The sequence below is a fragment of the Paenibacillus apis genome (genome assembly GCF_018333295.1).
Classification (GTDB): Bacteria; Bacillota; Bacilli; order Paenibacillales; family Paenibacillaceae; genus Fontibacillus; species Fontibacillus antibioticophila.
On the sequence record NZ_BORS01000006.1, the window covers coordinates 82,115 to 98,927 of the forward strand.

General features: G+C 42.2%; 18 protein-coding genes and 1 pseudogene. 2 read left to right on the forward strand and 17 right to left on the reverse strand.

The window, feature by feature from the left end; genetic code table 11:
* Positions 1-74: 74 nt before the first annotated feature.
* On the reverse strand, positions 75-1,262 hold the full coding sequence (locus KI362_RS10130; RefSeq protein WP_301626963.1) for an SEC-C domain-containing protein: 1,188 nt from the start codon (positions 1,260-1,262) through the stop codon (positions 75-77).
* A 136-nt stretch (positions 1,263-1,398) separates the two neighbouring features.
* Here KI362_RS10130 and KI362_RS25545 point away from each other — a divergent pair.
* Positions 1,399-1,512: pseudogene (locus KI362_RS25545) on the forward strand (DUF2188 domain-containing protein); the annotation flags it as partial.
* 88 nt (positions 1,513-1,600) lie between these two features.
* Here KI362_RS25545 and recA read toward each other — a convergent pair.
* The 13 genes from recA to KI362_RS10195 all read right to left on the reverse strand — a co-directional run bounded on the left by recA (position 1,601) and on the right by KI362_RS10195 (position 12,336).
* On the reverse strand, positions 1,601-2,644 hold the full coding sequence (gene recA, locus KI362_RS10135; protein ID WP_301626965.1) for a recombinase RecA: 1,044 nt from the start codon (positions 2,642-2,644) through the stop codon (positions 1,601-1,603).
* 107 nt (positions 2,645-2,751) lie between these two features.
* Positions 2,752-3,534: a hypothetical protein gene (locus KI362_RS10140; RefSeq protein ID WP_301627270.1), complete on the reverse strand. Its 783-nt coding sequence runs from the start codon at positions 3,532-3,534 to the stop codon at positions 2,752-2,754.
* Positions 3,485-4,303, reverse strand: a complete 819-nt coding sequence (locus KI362_RS10145) for a S1 RNA-binding domain-containing protein (RefSeq protein WP_301626967.1) — start codon at positions 4,301-4,303, stop codon at positions 3,485-3,487. Before KI362_RS10145 ends, KI362_RS10140 begins: the two co-directional genes overlap by 50 nt.
* Before the next feature lie 68 nt (positions 4,304-4,371).
* Complete coding sequence (locus tag KI362_RS10150; protein ID WP_120465018.1) at positions 4,372-5,871, reverse strand: type IV secretory system conjugative DNA transfer family protein; 1,500 nt, start codon at positions 5,869-5,871, stop codon at positions 4,372-4,374.
* Between the two features lie 9 nt (positions 5,872-5,880).
* Positions 5,881-6,402: a hypothetical protein gene (locus KI362_RS10155; protein WP_301626970.1), complete on the reverse strand. Its 522-nt coding sequence runs from the start codon at positions 6,400-6,402 to the stop codon at positions 5,881-5,883.
* 6 nt (positions 6,403-6,408) lie between these two features.
* The gene (locus KI362_RS10160) at positions 6,409-7,422 is read right to left on the reverse strand and encodes a hypothetical protein (RefSeq protein ID WP_301626972.1); all 1,014 of its coding nucleotides are present in this window, start codon (positions 7,420-7,422) and stop codon (positions 6,409-6,411) included.
* A gap of 241 nt (positions 7,423-7,663) precedes the next feature.
* Positions 7,664-8,293 (reverse strand): hypothetical protein, encoded by a 630-nt coding sequence (locus KI362_RS10165; RefSeq protein WP_301626974.1) that lies wholly within the window; start codon positions 8,291-8,293, stop codon positions 7,664-7,666.
* Between the two features lie 95 nt (positions 8,294-8,388).
* Positions 8,389-9,648, reverse strand: coding sequence for a plasmid replication protein (locus tag KI362_RS10170; RefSeq protein WP_301626976.1), 1,260 nt, complete (start codon positions 9,646-9,648; stop codon positions 8,389-8,391).
* Positions 9,645-10,010, reverse strand: a complete 366-nt coding sequence (locus tag KI362_RS10175) for a hypothetical protein (RefSeq protein WP_301626978.1) — start codon at positions 10,008-10,010, stop codon at positions 9,645-9,647. The genes KI362_RS10170 and KI362_RS10175 overlap by 4 nt, the downstream gene beginning before the upstream one ends.
* A 73-nt stretch (positions 10,011-10,083) precedes the next feature.
* Positions 10,084-10,761, reverse strand: a complete 678-nt coding sequence (locus KI362_RS10180; protein WP_301626980.1) for a hypothetical protein — start codon at positions 10,759-10,761, stop codon at positions 10,084-10,086.
* 67 nt (positions 10,762-10,828) lie between these two features.
* Positions 10,829-10,999, reverse strand: coding sequence for a hypothetical protein (locus KI362_RS10185; protein WP_162944401.1), 171 nt, complete (start codon positions 10,997-10,999; stop codon positions 10,829-10,831).
* Positions 11,000-11,011: 12 nt separating this feature from the next.
* Positions 11,012-11,476, reverse strand: a complete 465-nt coding sequence (locus KI362_RS10190) for a hypothetical protein (RefSeq protein ID WP_301626984.1) — start codon at positions 11,474-11,476, stop codon at positions 11,012-11,014.
* Positions 11,477-11,901: 425 nt separating this feature from the next.
* Positions 11,902-12,336 carry a prepilin peptidase gene (locus KI362_RS10195; RefSeq protein ID WP_301626986.1) on the reverse strand — a complete coding sequence of 145 codons (435 nt, stop codon included), beginning with the start codon at positions 12,334-12,336 and terminating at the stop codon, positions 11,902-11,904.
* Positions 12,337-12,480: 144 nt separating this feature from the next.
* On the opposite strand from KI362_RS10195, the gene KI362_RS10200 reads away from it, so the two are divergent.
* On the forward strand, positions 12,481-12,591 hold the full coding sequence (locus tag KI362_RS10200) for a putative holin-like toxin (protein ID WP_197070091.1): 111 nt from the start codon (positions 12,481-12,483) through the stop codon (positions 12,589-12,591).
* A gap of 158 nt (positions 12,592-12,749) precedes the next feature.
* Here KI362_RS10200 and KI362_RS10205 read toward each other — a convergent pair whose 3' ends face one another.
* From KI362_RS10205 to KI362_RS10215, 3 genes are all read right to left on the reverse strand, one after another.
* Positions 12,750-15,125: a CARDB domain-containing protein gene (locus tag KI362_RS10205; RefSeq protein ID WP_301626990.1), complete on the reverse strand. Its 2,376-nt coding sequence runs from the start codon at positions 15,123-15,125 to the stop codon at positions 12,750-12,752.
* 92 nt (positions 15,126-15,217) lie between these two features.
* Positions 15,218-16,108: a copper amine oxidase N-terminal domain-containing protein gene (locus tag KI362_RS10210; protein WP_301626992.1), complete on the reverse strand. Its 891-nt coding sequence runs from the start codon at positions 16,106-16,108 to the stop codon at positions 15,218-15,220.
* A gap of 246 nt (positions 16,109-16,354) precedes the next feature.
* Complete coding sequence (locus KI362_RS10215) at positions 16,355-16,756, reverse strand: hypothetical protein (RefSeq protein WP_301626994.1); 402 nt, start codon at positions 16,754-16,756, stop codon at positions 16,355-16,357.
* Positions 16,757-16,813: the final 57 nt, after the last annotated feature.

Here is a 16,813-nt window from a genome sequence, read left to right on the forward strand (position 1 = left end):
GTAAAAATAATTACAGGAATATTATAGCATTTGACTAATATCAATGCAACATATGTTCTTATCCATCAAATAAATTAGGAATCAGATTTATCCATATTCTTCTCAAACAAGTTAAACTTATAGTAACTACCTTCGCTTATTAGGATAGCCTTTTCGATTGGATATATGGAACTGTCAAAACTTTTTAATAATGAATTCTTTTGTTTTTCAGATAAATTTTCTATGAAAGAAGGATCGAAGAAAATATTTTCTGTATATTGGATTAATAAGAAATTTAAATATTTTAATAAGTCTTCATTTTTTAGTTTCTCTAGTTGGTCAAAATAATTTTTATATGTCCCATCGTTATTCAAATGATACGATAATAAAATATTTGTTCCCCCACTTGTCGGATATACATTGACATAAATTGATGGCATATGCTCGTAACCAACACTATAAATATCATTCATTATGTTACCTTCTAAGTCATATTCAACAGCAAATGATGAACATGCTGCAAAGGATACCTCAAAATCTAATTTTCGATATAAGGTTCTAAAGTTGTCAAAATTCGCATTAGAATAATCTTTCTTAAACACTTTATAATCAACGGAACAATCTCTAACATCAAGTTGAGCGACTCTATATACATAAATATGTTCTTTTTCTAACATCGTAAACGGAAACTCGATAAAAATATTTTTTTGTGAATTAAGCTTTCTTAGTTTTTTATGATGTTCAATAGCATGAGCACGAAATGCAAACAAAAAGTTTTGTATTGACTCTCCAATATACTCTTTTTTTTCAATTGGTCTGAAGAGCTCTGTGTCATGAATATTACAAAACCCAAAAAATGTGCTGGCTTTATTTCTACTGATTTTATTAAGATAGGAAACTGGGCCCTCTTTAGTCCCTGTTGAACTTATAGTGTATAAATGCCCATCTTTGCTAATTCTATTAAGAATTCTATTATTCTGGATTGAATGAGCGCTTTTAATTAAGTCATCACACTCTTCTTTATTGAAGGCGAAACAAGTATGGAAATCTGTCTTTTCCCAAAATTGCTTGACGAAATTATGTATCCGACCATCTGAATAACTTAAATCAATAATCCTTTTTGGCTTACTAGCTTTTGCTTTTTTATAACAACAAAATTTAAATTTAGCACCTGAGTCACACGGACAGGGTTCGTAAGGATTTAACTCAAAAAGATCAATTCTACTTTTAGTCAATATCATAAAATTCACCTGTAATGATAGTTTGAGCTTGAATGAATCCAATATTCGGCATTCAAGAAGGTATTTCCTCCCTTTGTGTCGAACTTTCGACCTAAAAAAGGAGGGGATAATATGCCTAACAAATATGTTCTTCCATATGAACATGGGTTCGCAACCAAAGTAAAAAAAAACGAAGAAAAAATCCATTGTCGCTGCTAGAGATATTGCAAGAAGTCAAGGCTCCGAGCTTATCATCCACGATAAAGACGGTAAGTTTCGATCTATAGATAGCCAGAAGAGGCCCTTTCCCTAAGAGGCTAGTTACTAAAAAAGGCGAGACGGACACACAAATCAGCACCCGGTCCCGCCCCTATTTATAAACGCCTTATAAATCCAATTTTTTATCCTGCCACTCCACTCTGTACCAAAGATTCATCTAGTGAACTTGTTCTTAATGAGTTACTCGCCTCACGGATTCGTTTTTCAATTTGCCGAGCAATACCAAAATGATCTTTTAAAAATTGTTTTGCATTATCTCTTCCTTGGCCAATTTTTTCTTCGCCAAACGAATACCATGATCCACTCTTATCGATAACACCCATTTCAACCCCAAGGTCAATAATACTGCCTTCTTTTGAGATTCCTTCTCCAAACATCATATCGACCTCAACTTGTTTAAACGGTGGAGCAACTTTATTTTTAACAACTTTGATCCGTGTTCGATTCCCTGTTGCTTCAGTTCCTGCCTTAAGAATCTCCACGCGTCGAACATCCAGACGTATTGTTGAATAGAACTTTAAAGCTCTACCACCAGGAGTCACTTCCGGACTTCCAAAGGATACGCCGACTTTCTCCCGGAGTTGATTAATAAAAATAGCGATCGTCTTGGATTTATTAAGCGAACCGGATAATTTTCGCATCGCTTGAGACATGAGCCGGGCTTGAAGTCCTACATGAGAATCCCCCATCTCTCCCTCGATCTCTGCTTTAGGAACAAGGGCCGCTACGGAATCAACAACCAAAATTTCTACCGCTCCGGTTCGTACCAAGGCATTTGCAATTTCAAGCGCCTGTTCACCGGTATCGGGCTGAGACAGCAGCAACTCGTCGATATTAACGCCCAGATTTTTAGCATATGTAGGATCCAGTGCATGTTCGGCGTCAATGAAAGCAGCTTGTCCTCCTAACTTCTGTACTTCAGCAATCGCGTGTAGTGCCACTGTTGTTTTACCGGAGGATTCTGGACCAAAAACTTCAATAATTCGTCCTCTCGGAAAACCTCCTACACCTAAAGCTATATCAAGAGCAAGATTGCCGCTCGAAACGGTTTCAACTTGGACATGAGCTGCCTCCCCTAATTTCATGACAGCCCCTTTCCCATAAGACTTCTCAATTTCCTTCATAGCCTTTTCTAGTGCCGCTTGTCTGTTTTCTTGGTTGTCCATAGTCCAAAACTCCTCCCTACAATACGAATGTATGTTCCTTTTTATAGGAACAATTTACCACACATATGTTCGTATTTCAATAGGAAAGGAGATTTTTCCCAAGACATTTACTTAATTACCCATTCTCCCTTGATCTGCCTGTAGAAACGATATTCTTGTTTCAGGTCAGCGTCCAGTAGTAACTTCGCTTCCTTCAAAAGTTCATTCACCGGCATAACTGCTTCAAGAGATTCTGATATTGCGATAATGGGATACGACGAGTGCCGTAATGATGCATGCAAGTGACTGGTATCACCACGGATCACCAATACATTTCTGGATTCAGATCCAATCTCAACTCTCCCCGTAAAGGGATAAGGAGCGGCATGAATTTGAAACGCTTTTTGTTTATCCCGCATGGCACAGCAAAACTGAAAAAACACTAAATGGGACAAAATCTGTTCCATTGTCCATGTTCTCCAGAACTCATGTGACCATTCCAGGTTGAGTAATTGCGCAGCTCGCGGGCCAATCGTATAGATGGGTATCGTGTTCTTGTTCTTGAGAAGCAGGTGCTGAATTAGCTTCTTCTCAGCTAACATGCGCCGGACTTGATGTCGTTTCCACTGGAATAAACGCTCCATCTGAACACTTCCCATACAGCCGATTAAACCAAGCGATCTGAGCCCATCTGCTTCGGTAGCAGCTCGTAATGGAGCATATCCCGGTACAAGCTCCTCCGAAAATGAAGCAGGTTTAAACGTCCATTCATGTGTAATTGAGAATGGTGATGTTTTCATACAAAGCTCCTTTCTAAAACCGAAGTAAGGAAAGAGGCGAAAGAGGCGAGAATCGCCCCTTTCACTTTTTTGGAATAATCCGTCCATAAATCCGTTCTTGCCTAGGGTCAACCCCGCGGACCCGAATATAGACTGTATCGCCCCGCTTCACTTTTCCGAACCGGATATGGGGAACCAGAGCATCGACTCCGCGCTCAAGATTAACAAAGATGCCATATTCCATTACACCGGATACCTTACCTTTGTAGGTTCCTTTTGATACATATCGTTTTGCGCAATCCGGCCATGGGCTTTTCTCTGTTGCCTTCTTGCTAACCTTCACGATTTTATTTTCTTTATCCAGTTCTACAACCTTCACTTTGAGGTGATCCCCGGCACTTACTTCTTCACGAAGATCATCTACCCATCCATAACCATACTCCTGAACCGGCAGCTCCGTTGTAATACCGCCAATATCCAGCATCAACACCTTAGGAGTAACATTACGTACTACCGCTGTAATTACCGCATCTTGCTCCAGCCATTTCCACGTCAAACCTTCCATATGTTCCAGGGCTGCTTGACGGGATGCGATGAAGGTATCTCCTTCACGATCATAGCTCAGGATCTTAAAGGCAACGGGTTCTCCAAGTAACCGCCGAAATTCATGGGCATCCTTCGTACCAGAGAAATCCTGTGGGATATATCCTCTGACTCCACCGACTAATACCACGCCACACAGCTTGTTTAGCTTTGGCTCAAGACCAATTAGTTCAGCTTGCAATACAAGATCATTCTGCCGGGCACTATAAATCTGCGCCCAGCCTTCATCATAGCTGCTCTGCTCCAACTTCTCCTCGTTATAACCTTCAATCAGCACTTTCTTTAACTCTTCACTCATGTTCATTAACCTCCATAAATTTGTTTTTTGATATTTGAAAAACCTCAGCACAATTAGCGCTGAGGTTCTTACTCAAATGGATCTTCTTCTGTTTTTGTCGTTGTGTAATCGAAATCATCTTCGTCTACATGTGGTTCGTCTTGGATAGGGTCGGATATAAATTTTAAACGTGAAGTAAATGTTTCTTGATTAGGCTGCACATCTAATGCCACATTGCCCTGTTCAAGTTTAGCGCCTCCGCTCTTGATTACGGCACCAAATCCTCTCCACCATCGCCGCTTTACTTCCCATTCCCGCCGCTCTTTCCAGTCCCTCGGAACAAATGAACCTTTGCCTATTTTCGGCGGTAAAGGTGTGCCATCGTCCAGAAGCTTCGCCACGTAATGGAATTTGGGTAGTCCATCCATCATCTGCGTGTAAAAAATACGGTCTTCTTCCTTTTCCGTGTCCCGGTAGTTCTCCGGCAAAAAGTTAGGGAGTAATAATTGCTGTTTAAATGTGCTTTGACGCATAATGATTTGTTTTTTTCCAAATTCCCGACTAAATTCAACAGCATCTTGATAAGATAGCCCGCCAAAAGCGATTTTGTTTCGGCAACTCGTCATAATGGATTGCTTCATGGCCTTAGCGTTGATCTTGCCAGATTCGACTTCTAGCTGCCCCAAAGACTGGATAGCAAATATTCCGGCTGTTCGATACTCCGCTGCAATGGATAAGAACAACTCCACATCGGGATTAATATATCGGGAATACTCATCCACGATCATAAAATGCGGTACGCGCGTGCGCTCTGTGCCCGGCCTGCGGAATGTTCCGCTCTGCAAATGCATAACGACGAACTGACCAAAGGCATCTCCGGCTTTCCGCAATTTACCCATGGCCGTATTTACGGCTAATACACCGCCAGAAGCAAAATGCTTGTCCATGTCGAAATCGGATTGTCCAGTCAAGATTGGCTCCAGATGCCGGTTAGACGTTAAGTTCTCAAGCTGGGCGCGAAGCCCGATAACAAACTGCTGATATTTTTCCTTCTGTGCCCCAAGCAGTTCCGATTGGAAAAACTGAACCAGATCGGATTCACCCTCTTTAAAACGAAGTTCCTGTACCTTATCCTCCAGCATTCGTTGATCTCGCATCGTTCGGAGTACATCGCCCAGGTTAACATCATCCAAGTAAAGACGTTTTAAAAGCTTGGTAATATTCCGTCCGGCAAGCTCCTGCACTGTAGCAAAAAATGCTTCCTGTTTCCCGAACATAGATTTAAGGACAGTAACCGTAGCTTCTGCTACGTCGTCCTCGTCGCCTTTCATCACCGGAAACCGCGCGCTATGAGTTATTGTGGGATCAACATGGACACAGGGCATATCCATTTCATCACACATTTCTGCTACCATTGCCGCAACATCACCTTTAGGCTCCACAACAGAAAGTCCGAGTGGAACCCCCTTCTTCTTCAGAAGCAGCAACTGATAAATCATGGGCTTGAGTAAAGTGGCTGTCTTTCCACAGCGGGTAGGGCCAACAACAAGCATATGCGTGAACATATCACTGCCTCCCCATTGAATCATGCTCTCACCTCAATCCTTCATAGGTATTTCTTCACCCAAGATCAGCCGAATCTCTGTCTTGGAGGAAATAAATAGACGTTTAAAACTTTTCCAACGATCGGCTGCCGTAGGTTTGACATGGACAAGTTGTTGCTTGCTCACATTGCCTCGACGGTTTTTCAAATTGTGTTCGAGTCTGTAATTGGCAAAAGTAAGGAACGAGGACAAAATGAGTGCTGCTATAAAGGCTGTGTGCACGGTTCCTGTTATCGAAAACGGAAAGGATAGAGTCGCTATAATCTCCTCTTTCAGTCTGAGACACAACGCTATCCCAATCCAAAGCAGGCTGGTGAAGAAGTAAATTAGCTTATTCTCCCGTTCTAACACCCAACCGTATAAATAGATGATTAAACCGATGATGCTAAGTGACCAAGGAATAAATAACGGCCAACCCGGTAAGCGCCAATACAAATAAGCCCACCCGCCAAGAGTGAGCAATAAGCTTACGAATCTGATCATGGCATATAAGTTTCCTTTCAAATCTTCGTTCAAATGAATTCAAAGGGAATTCTTTGAAATACCCACAATATCCACATGTGCTGCGGTTGATAACTCCTGCTTGTAGTGTTCAACTTCATCCTCATAACAAAAAAGAAGGACTCTTCGTCCTACTGTCTGGCTTACACCTATGGAGTAGTTGGTTAAACATCGTTTCAAAGTCATCATGTTCCTCGTCAGGAGTTCGATGACATAGGGGTCTTTCCACGGACCAATCCGTTCTTTTTGCACCAGCCCGTATTCAAATCCGTATTTGCTGGAATGGCCAACTTCTTTCAGTTCTCCATACGGTTCAAGCAATTTCTGTAGCCTTAAAAACGTGTTTGTCAGGATGTATTCCCTTGTGATTTGAATCCCCCACTCATTGAACGGCAGCAAGTGAACCGGAATGCCACCTGTAACTAAATTTAGCTTCTCACTCATGGTTTCAAAAGCATGTTTTACGGATACGCTCTTGTAATACACCAGGAATCCTCGCAGTTTCATGTGCTTCTTGATCTCGTTGATGATCTTGACTAGCGTTTGTTCCCTGGCATCGGGCATCAGGATGTAGATCATATAATCCCCTTTGTCACTTCTGAATCCACCGACCGTTAGATTACCACGGTTGAGATTGTATTTCCGCTTGATCTGGCGAGAGTCCATATACGGTACTTCTGGTATTTGCACGAACAGTTCGTTCGCATCGGTAATGTACTGCCGCTGTTGAATCGACAGTCCCAAATCCCTTGCACGATAGTTCTTGCTATCTAACAAACCACGTTCTATTAACAAATCCATCCCCGCTTCGGTCAATCGAACATACGCCGCCGTTACTGTACGACCTGCCGTTCTCTTACCATACACATTCGTAGTTATTAGTCCTTCCTTCTTCATGACATACAACCGCTTATGGGCATACTTCTCACTATCGAAATGCTTCACCGTAATTTGCTTCTTCGTCATTTCCCGCAATTCATAGAGTTCCTGCAATATACTCAGGTCTCGCTCTGTCCATTCACGTTGTCTTGGCATATTTACCTCCTTTCCGCTGGAAATTTACTGCCCCGCTTTCTAAGGCACATTGTCTTATCAGGGACGGGTTATGGGTTAATTGACGGGGGGCGTAGGACGGGGTGCTCAGAGTCTAACGCTCAACTGCGTTTCGCGGTAGCCTCTTCCCACCTTTCCGCTCTAGCCTCTATTCCGTACCGGGTACAATCCAACATCCAGCATATATTTTCAAGAAGTTCTTTCCGAAAATAACGGGTTCAACTCATACGGGGCGTTTATCGGGTTCAAACATACCCGAAAAATCGTACCCTGATTTATATTTTTCACGGACATTTTCGATCATTTTCAAAGCATTTCGGGAAGGTGTAACAAAGACTTGAACGTGGTTTCTACGCTTCACATCCAAGAATCCTGATTCCATTGTTTCAATTTCCTTCCATGAATCATCTTTAACAAATCCGGCATATCGAATAGCGTTGATTATTGCACTACGGTTACGATTGTCCAGATCACGAATCATTAAATCCTCAAAGAAATGACAGATGTAAATAAAGGCCGACTTCAATACTGGGGCTTCTTTTTGAGAAGCTGCGGTTGCTTCCATAGTGGCCTGAGTGTAGTAGTCCTTAATCTGATTTTTGTATTGCTTGTCTTTCAGGTAAAGCGGAAGCATTCCTTGATAAGAGAATTGATACACTGGATAATCTCCTAACATGAATGTGCTATAGATACACGGTGGATAAGCCTTGGGATCAGGAGATGTACTTTCAGGTAGCATCGTTCGCCATTCCGACAAAGACTTTCCTAATTTAAATGAAAGCTCCACTGCTTGACGATACACCCCCTCAACCTCTTCAACTTTATTTCGGGCCTGATCTTCCCAAAATGACATCTGCTTCACTCTCCTTTTCTTATGTGCATCACTTAACAGTAAAAATTTAGAAAATTCTCGTTTCTTCTGCCGCAGACCGTTTTAATTGAAGCGTATCACTTCAAGTGGTTTAAAAAATCAAAGGGATCTTTGTCAATTGACTTCCCTTGGGCTGGGGCTGAAGCTGGTTCATCCTCTGTGAGCAATGCCTCCAGATCGACCGCTGCCTTCTTCCCTTGAGACTTAACCCCTGCCAGCGCTTCTGCAATGGTATCCGTTTTCTGGCTGCGTTCTTCCGCTTTGCGCTCTAGCTCTGCCAATTCCTCTGTCAGTTTCATCACACTATCCGGGAAATTGAGTCCTGCAAATACGGTATAGATCGTAATTTGCCCCGGCTGATCTCCGACATAAGTCGCCACCGGATTTTCATCCAATATCGGTGTACTCTCATGCAGGAACGACTGAATCTGCTCCACAAACGCATGAGTGAAAAGACGTCTTGCCGCTACATTGTCAGCTACAATGCTGACTGCGCTACTGGTTGCGCCTTGAAGATCATACCCAGCCGACAGCTCTCCGTTCAGCACGCTTTTCTTGATTGCTTCCATGTATGTTACTGGAGAAGCTAGATCAACTGACTGAGCAGGTAGTACACACTTACCAATATGCAGGCATCCTCCCGTCTTTAACATGTTCAGCCACTCCGAAGCATCAAAATGATAGCTACCATAGGGCTTATAGCAGGAAGTGACAGTGTTAAGATCATGAAGCAGACGTGCTACATGCCGATTACATGATTTCATGAAGTCCTCTACACTCTGACTTTGACTCAGGCCAGTTTGAAACAGCTTTTCATTGTCCACTACAACGATAGCCCCTAATCCTTGCATAGCTCTCTTTATCACCTGAAGACGCTGCAAGGCATTATCCAGTACCTTCCTGCCTTCATTACGCCGTGGCAACGTAAGCAGCAGACCGAAGCGCCCAACAAAGCCTTTTCCGTGCAATAGACGAATAGCCTCAATAACCGCTCCAGTACCTGTACCACCACCTAAACCACAGCAGATGAAAATATAATCTCGGTCACTAAAATAGCTTTGCACAGTCTCCGCAATATCAGCCTTATGGACATTGAATGCCTCCTGTCCAAGCTGAATATCTCGACCTACACCTCGTTCGTACCCCGTGAGCGTAATCTTCTTAATATTTGGGTAATCCGGCAATTTAAGAAGATCCATTTGGTTACTGTTAACGAGCATGGCCGTATAAGGGCGCTGTTCACTCTTTGCAGTCAACCGTATTCCAGCACACGCATGAGCAATAGATGTCCCTCCCATACCCAAGCCGAAAAAACCATACTTCAAGCTGATATTCATTGCCCCACTTCCTTTCGTTTGACTCGTTCTTGCATCAGCTTATATTGCCTATAGTTGAGTAGTTCTTCCCCTAACGGAGATAATGTGTATCGCTTGGATTTTGCTACTTCAGCAACCTTTACCAGCGAAGCTCCTTCCAACATGGCTGCTGCTTCGTCCAGCAAGTGCCTTGATCTAATCGGTAACTGCTCTTGCTCCACATCAGGGTGAATTTGCTGATATAAGGCATTGGTCACATCTCTTAACTGCTCCTTCTGCACAGGCCGTTCTGCCATCCTGAGAGCTGCCAGCATCCACATCATGTTTTCGTTCTCAGCAGTAGCCGACAATATTGAATCTAATATGGCTTCTCTGCTCATCAAGATCGTCTCCCTCCCTTCAACCTTCAGTAAAAACAAAAAAAAGCCCCTACCCGAAGGCAGAGGCTAAGTCTAATCATTTCAAACCTAAACGTCGATATTGTTCTACAATCATTTTTCGCATGACTTGTTCAACTTCACGATCATTCTCATCCACTTGGAAAAACATGTACAGTTCTTTAACTGTTTCCTTATCGAGCATGGGTAATAACTTGTTCCACCAAAGCAGAACATTAAATTCATCTGACCACTTTGGTTCAGGAAGCAATCCCATCTTCAATACATTTTCTCGAAACAAACTGAAATAATACTTCTTCAAATATTTTTCTCCAATATCGAGAGATTGCTCATCTTCAAGGTGTAAATTAAATACACCTTCCGGGTTCTCCATCAATTCTAACAAGCGGTGTTTTTCCTCTTTAACGTAGTTCTCCAACTGCTTAATTTTACGATATTTCTGAAGAATATAGTCGTTCCCGCAAGAAGGAGAAGCGGATTTCCCTGAGTCCATTTGCTTTTTACCTTTGAACAATTCAGCCCGAATCCGAGCGTTGATCAACCGAGCTTCCGCATTCATACGACGAATTTCCATCTCTTCCTGAATAATCTCATTGGCACTGTGCCCTTTCAATTCTAAACTCATTTTCACTCCTTCCCGTTTATCCCAAGCCGCCTTACGGCGGTGTCGGAAATAAACACCGCCGTTTAACGCCGGGCGAGAGGCGAGATTTTTATGAATAGCAAAAAAAGCCAATGTCTGCAGGCGTTTCCCTGTTCATCGACTTTTAAATAAACAATATCAAATATCTATAAGCTGTTATTCAGGAACGAGCATTTTCTGCACGTTCAGCTTTCATTTTAGCGATGGCCTCACTGATAGTTCTGTCACGATCAGGATTGTCCCCTGGAACAGATGGAACAACATAATGTCCATCGGTTAAACGGCGAGCTGCTTCATCAATGCTCTCCTCTGGATACTTCATTCTTTCCATGGTCATCACCTCTTATTTTAAGTATAGCATAATTAGCTTTCTGGCGTTAGCCTCGTTAATGATCATACGACCACCGCCTATATGCGTAGCAAGCATATTCCGTGCATAATAGGCAATTAGATGTGTTTTTGCATCAAGAGCTACAAATCCTTCATAGCCAAGATCAAGGCTACGTTGACAAGCAAAGGAAACTAAAGTCTCCCCCACAAAATCAAACACCGTATCAAAGCGATTATGAGGTGCGCTTTCGATCAAATGTATATACACATGATCTGCTTTTCGTTCCAAGGCAATAACCCCTTGTATCTCATCATTCCCTCTAACAACCAATTTATATAATTCTACATTGCGGTATCCAAAATAGATACTCCAATTAAATGCTTTCTCCCAACCCTTCATTCCCTGCTTTATATCCACAGGTTGCAGGGGGAGAAAATCAACCGGGTACAGCTCTCCACTTTTAACGTGCAACAGCAAATTAATACCTCCTCATTTAACTTATCAAACAAATAAGAATGGCGCACGCTCCTTTCATTAAATATAAAAAAGCCGATTCCCACATGAAAAATCCATGCAAAAATCGGCTTTTAAAACAATGTCATAATTTCAACAGATACAAGCAAATGCGTGAAAGCAATACTTTTATCAGAGCCTTTCGGTACTCTTCTTCCCTTGTTCTCAGCGATGGAGATTTGGGGAAACCTCTTTGTCCTACTTTTTCCTCAGCCTATAGCCTGTAGGGGAGGGATTGCAAACCTTCACCAATTTAGGTGACTCTTGTCTCCTGCATTAGGGAGTATAGAGAGAATAAATATATAAGATAATTATACCACCCTCATCTCAAAATGGAAACATACATTCTATATTGATATATTCGTTCTAACCATTTTTCCAAGTTCAAGTTAACTTAATCCTATTGCAAGCATTGATGTCTGCGCTATTAAAAAGAATGGCGCCAGTGGTATTTTCATTTTTCGATTTTTCGTAACCATGACCCCAATGACTCCACATACCCCAGCCAAGATCAGCATTAAACAAAGAAACAATAATGACTCCTGCCAGCCAATAGCCAGCCCGACTAGAGCCATCAATTTTATATCTCCACCGCCGATTGAACCTGGAATCAGTAAAGCGGCAAGATACAACACACCTGATGCTACAAACAGTCCAAGAAAATAGCGCCATTGATTCTGATCTGAATTAAAAATCCTTATCAGTAATATAAGCCCTAATCCTTTCATAATAAGCCAATCCGGAATAGTTCTCCATCTAAGATCAGTATATGTTGCTACTCCTATTACAAGGAAAAGAGTAACTTGCACGTAAATATAGCTCATATTCTCTCCTTTCAAAATTACTCTTACTAAATGCAGAAAAGCAGCCTCCGAAGAGACTGCTGATGTTTGTTCATGCTATAATTGAAGATGCAACAGAAAGGCTATATGGGCGGTCGGCTAACCTCTCGGAAGGGAGGTGATGCCATGGAAGTTAAAGACGCTTTAACAATTATGATCGGTTTCAGTTCGCTAATTATCGCGCTACTGACGCTGGTAGTTACAATTGTTTTGGCGATCCTTAACCAAAAGAAATAGACCGCCCCCCTTGGAAAGGTTTCGGTCTTATTTCTTAATAAGCATTATCCTTTTTAAAGCCGAACCGCCCTTAAAAGCGGCTGTTGCAGGGGACGGTTACCGCCGTCCCTTTCTTATTCTTATTATAAGGCTGAAATTACATACATGCAACGCCCTTATTAATACCACTCCGATGTATCCCGCTTCGTTTGCCAATCATCATACATACTGCCGTAAATCGTTATTTTCTTAACAAAGCAAGAAGAAAGATCATTCTGCCCTGCATGCATAGCTACAATCTCAAACGTATACTCTCCGTCAGGAGCTTTTACATCCGTATAGAATTTGCGTTCATATATGTCAAAATCTATAAGATCAGATTTGTATCGCTCTTCTGGTAGCTCCCATGTGGATGTCTTATCGTCTCCGCCTGTCTTAACGAGACCGATGCTGGTCACGTAGTCATCGTTGGTATCCCAAATGTATACTCTGACCTCAGTTGGCCCTTTTAGTTCTCCGCCAATCGGTTTGGCTGTGTCCTCCAGTCCCTTAGGAACCTTCGTTTCCCAATCGCTAGTGTATTTCGTCTGAACCTTGATTTCTACTCCATAACCGGCACGAGTAACCTCGTTTGGATTCAATCCGTTTTCTTTCGCCCATGGAATGATCTCCCACGAACCACGGCTTTCCCGATACTTTCCTTCATAATCTTTTGGCTCAGTGGGAATCCCTTGTTTGGTATTCAGTTCAGCCGAAACGGTAAGTTTTTCATTATAGGTTACTGTACGGTTCTCCCAAATCGGATCACTGTAGTCAGTGTACGATTCGGTAGAGGTATGCGATTTGCCTTCACTATCCGTCCATGTTACTGTTCTTGTCTTGGTTGGATAGCCTGTAATCAATGGATACGATACATCCCACTTTGCTTCTGGCTTGGTGGTATCACAATAAGCATCCCCGCCGTTCTTAGTTACAGAGCAGCCTGTGAAGGCTACGTTGTTAGAACGATCTTTATCCCGCTTCTCCTTCTCGGGGTCTACATGAACACTTAAGTTATGAGTCCCAACCGGGCCTGTCCATTTGAAGCCTCCTACAGTGATTGGCTTGTTGGCTGGCATGTCTTTTCGGGTTTCATATATAGTCTTCTTACCATTCTCCACAAAGCGAATCAGTACGTTGGATATATCCGTAGCCCCCACATTTTTCACCTTGGCTGTTAGGGTAGACGATTGACCTACGGTTAGCGCCGATGGGCTGGCCGTAATGGACTGAGCAATCAGGTCGTTCTCTGCCCCCTTACGCTCGATCGTCCAGCCACCTTTAATCTCGTTGTTATGATACGACTCATTTGGCGATTCCAGCGCCCTGTCCGGATGATTTGGATTGTTTATCGTGACATCTGCTTTGATATAATACGTGCCTGGATCCTCGCTGATCTCAATCTTGCCGAGCATGTAACTATATTCTTTGCCTACCGAAAACTGCTCAGGTAACTCCTTGTGCATTGACGAGAGGTCGAAGTTTGCCTTAACTGCGCCGCCAATGCTTACCTTCGCTGTCATGGGCATTCCACGTTCACTTGCGTAGTCACCGGAGATAATATCTTCATCGCCATCATAGCGGAACTTCACCCAAAGCTGGCCAGCTTCAGTTAGCGTGAGCTTGGTTGGAACGTAGTCCATGTTGAGATCATCCGCCAATGTCACACTCTCGATCTGAGTACGTCCGTAGCCATCATCTACAACAATGTCCACGTCTTTGCCTAAAACACGCGATAGCTCTTTGCTGGCGATTTTCACGGTATTGTTGTACTCAGCATCGGTTGTAATGATTGAGGTGAGCTTTACACGCTTACTCATATCAGGGAAGGCATCTTTAGGCAGTGCATAGACATCTACCTGACGTTCACCAGTGTCAACACCAGAAGTCGTGAAGCTCACTGTCAGTTCCTCGCCTTGTGTGACTTTCAAGGTAGGCCATGCTGTTACTTTGAAGTAAGCATGACCTTTACCCTCAATCTTTTCTGTGCGGTCGAATTGGACACCCATACGACTGACGATGCCGGAAGTGCGGAGAAAAAAATAACTTTTTTCCAATTCGTAAAAATAATCATGGTTTGAACTGTAATCTACTCCTCGTACTGTAAAAGTATCTCGAAAATACTGCTGCTGTTTTGGGGATACATTCATATGATCTGACCATATGGCATCAAACAGTTCTCCTGCTGCTTCTTTGCTTTTGTACGTTAAGCCAAATCCGTTCTGATCAGAAAATGCAGGTTCATCCGGCTTCTCTTTCACAGCGAATACATCATAATTATCTATATTCTTCTTTTGACCATCAGCAAAATTAAAAATAGCTTTCCATTGATAAAGTTTCCATTTATTATTTTCTGCATTGCGACCTAGCGCCGGAATAAAACCTACAAAGCTTTCTCCCGTTATACCATACTCCCATTTTACATGCTTATTTAACATTGGTATTCCCGCAGCAGATGTCGCTGTTGATATTAGCATACACAACACTATAAATACAAAGGCTACCCTTTTTTTCATTCCTTTTCATTTACCTCCATTAAATAAAAATAGAAAATCAAAAAGAGTCTACGATTATTTCGCAGACCCTCACATGATATAGAATTATACTTTTACAATTTTCCTGCCAACTGTTGGACTTCTGTCAATGGAGAAGCCGAGGAGTTACCTGAGTTTATTACAATGGCATCGTTTACTCCTTCAAACAGTTCCTGCAAGTATTCGTTAAAGCTACTATCTAGATTAACAACATACCCTTCTTGCTCATCACGACCAGGATAAACCTTTGCAAATGAGATAAAACCATTCCCTTTTCCAATTGAGTACATGTATGTTTTACCCGGTACAAGACGAGTAGGTGTACCGTCAGCAGCATAGTGCTGGGCTGTAGCTCCCTTTGGAAGTGTGAATGTCAACTTTCCATTTTCCACCTTCGTGTTATCAACAAACAGTTCCTTCGCCAGCTCCGTATAGCCAGCTTTCCATTCAAAGTTCTTACTGTATACATTGTCGCTATCCCCATCACTAGGAACCGGATCAGGCTCATTCACTTCCTTGCCTGTAAAAATGCTTACAAGACTTTGGCTAGATTTCCATTCAACCGTTGCACCCAATGCCTCCGATACAAACCGCAGCGGTACAAATACACGCTCTTGCTTAACCCGGGCTGGCACGTCTAGGGTTACAATATTGCCATCCACCAGCACCTTGTTACTGTTAACCTCCAAGCTGATGTTCTTGTCACCCAAGGTCACGTAAACTGTACGAGCTACCTTATTTCCGATAGTTTCCTTCTTATAATCCACCTTAGCACCAAGCGACTCACTGACAAAACGCACCGGAATCAGGACCCTGTTTCTTTCAACATAAGGCTTCGCGTCCGGGAACGTCACGTTCTTCCCATCAACCTGAACATAAACCGTCTGAGCCGCCGAAGCCGATCCCAATGCCATCCCCAGCAACATGACTGTAGACATTAAAACAAGTCCTAGTTTCTTAAACATATTTCTACAACTCCCTTTTCTGAATTAGAGGGGTATTCGCATACCCTACTGATTTTAAAACCTTCAATTCCCGAATACACAACATAAAATCCATTATAATCCAAACGACAATATCACTCAATTGCTTTCAATCTAATTCTCCCTCCTCTATATTTCAGCCTCTATAAAAATGCGAAAAGCTCCACCAACCGAAGTCAGTGGAGCGCTGATTAATAACCTTTTTAATGTTAAGGATAAGACCTCTTTTTACTTACCTGTAAAAAAGTATCCATCACCAATTTTCTTAATTCGTAAGGTCCATTTTTTCTCTCCATCCTTTGATTGCGCTAATACCTTCTCATTACTTATAACTTCAAATGTGAAGTCTTCAATTTTTCGATCAGCATATTCTGGAGCAAAATCACTTAACAAATAGCTTGTTGGATAGTCCAAAGAACTGGAACGGTTAATTTTATTTAAAGTATCTTCATCACCATTAATAAGTGCTTCAATAAATGTTTTAGCTGCTGCCTCAGGCGTATCATTCGATATTCCTTTTGAACAGCCCATTAACATTACAGCTACCACTAATACTACAATCATCATTTTTGCTCTCAAAAATAACAACTCCTTATACATAATAATATACTCTAGTCTGAGTTCTTTCATTTTTTTGTCTTCTGGACTTGGAATTAGAATGCCTATATTTAGATTTTCTCTGTCGCG

Bases quoted from the DNA above. Each gene is read 5' to 3' on its own strand.
- KI362_RS10200 (WP_197070091.1), top strand. From the start codon at position 12,481: ATGGAAGTTAAAGACGCTTTAACAATTATGATCGGTTTCAGTTCGCTA.
- KI362_RS10145 (WP_301626967.1), bottom strand. From the start codon at position 4,303: ATGAGTGAAGAGTTAAAGAAAGTGCTGATTGAAGGTTATAACGAGGAG.
- KI362_RS10195 (WP_301626986.1), bottom strand. From the start codon at position 12,336: ATGAGCTATATTTACGTGCAAGTTACTCTTTTCCTTGTAATAGGAGTA.
- KI362_RS10160 (WP_301626972.1), bottom strand. From the start codon at position 7,422: ATGCCAAGACAACGTGAATGGACAGAGCGAGACCTGAGTATATTGCAG.
- KI362_RS10185 (WP_162944401.1), bottom strand. From the start codon at position 10,999: ATGGAAAGAATGAAGTATCCAGAGGAGAGCATTGATGAAGCAGCTCGC.
- KI362_RS10170 (WP_301626976.1), bottom strand. From the start codon at position 9,648: ATGAATATCAGCTTGAAGTATGGTTTTTTCGGCTTGGGTATGGGAGGG.
- KI362_RS10210 (WP_301626992.1), bottom strand. From the start codon at position 16,108: ATGTTTAAGAAACTAGGACTTGTTTTAATGTCTACAGTCATGTTGCTG.
- KI362_RS10215 (WP_301626994.1), bottom strand. From the start codon at position 16,756: ATGAAAGAACTCAGACTAGAGTATATTATTATGTATAAGGAGTTGTTA.
- KI362_RS10150 (WP_120465018.1), bottom strand. From the start codon at position 5,871: ATGATTCAATGGGGAGGCAGTGATATGTTCACGCATATGCTTGTTGTT.
- recA (WP_301626965.1), bottom strand. From the start codon at position 2,644: ATGGACAACCAAGAAAACAGACAAGCGGCACTAGAAAAGGCTATGAAG.
- KI362_RS10165 (WP_301626974.1), bottom strand. From the start codon at position 8,293: ATGTCATTTTGGGAAGATCAGGCCCGAAATAAAGTTGAAGAGGTTGAG.
- KI362_RS10205 (WP_301626990.1), bottom strand. From the start codon at position 15,125: ATGAAAAAAAGGGTAGCCTTTGTATTTATAGTGTTGTGTATGCTAATA.